3 tRNA genes are annotated in these 386 nt (G+C 53.6%); all 3 read right to left on the reverse strand.

From position 1 onward, the window contains the following. Positions 1–69 precede the first annotated feature (69 nt). The 3 genes from AC1DEF_RS29355 to AC1DEF_RS29365 all read right to left on the reverse strand — a co-directional run bounded on the left by AC1DEF_RS29355 (position 70) and on the right by AC1DEF_RS29365 (position 313). Positions 70–146 (reverse strand) — tRNA-Pro (locus AC1DEF_RS29355). Between the two features lie 5 nt (positions 147–151). Next, positions 152–228, reverse strand: a tRNA-Arg gene (locus AC1DEF_RS29360). A gap of 10 nt (positions 229–238) precedes the next feature. Continuing rightward, positions 239–313: transfer RNA gene (locus tag AC1DEF_RS29365), tRNA-Gly, on the reverse strand. Positions 314–386: the final 73 nt, after the last annotated feature.

The raw sequence follows: 386 nt of genomic DNA on the forward strand, positions 1-386 counted from the left end.
GCGGGATCGAACCGCTGACCTCCTGCGTGCAAGGCAGGCGCTCTCCCAGCTGAGCTAAGGCCCCATAAATGGTCGGGAAGACAGGATTCGAACCTGCGACCCCTTGGTCCCAAACCAAGTGCTCTACCAAGCTGAGCTACTTCCCGTTTTATGGCGCGCCCGAGAGGAGTCGAACCCCTAACCTTTTGATCCGTAGTCAAACGCTCTATCCAATTGAGCTACGGGCGCTTTATATATATGGAGCGGAAGACGAGGTTCGAACTCGCGACCCCCACCTTGGCAAGGTGGTGTTCTACCACTGAACTACTTCCGCTTATTAAAATGAGCCATGAAGGACTCGAACCTTCGACCCTCTGATTAAAAGTCAGATGCTCTACCAACTGAGC

It is taken from the genome of Priestia sp. 10L35, from assembly GCF_056395685.1.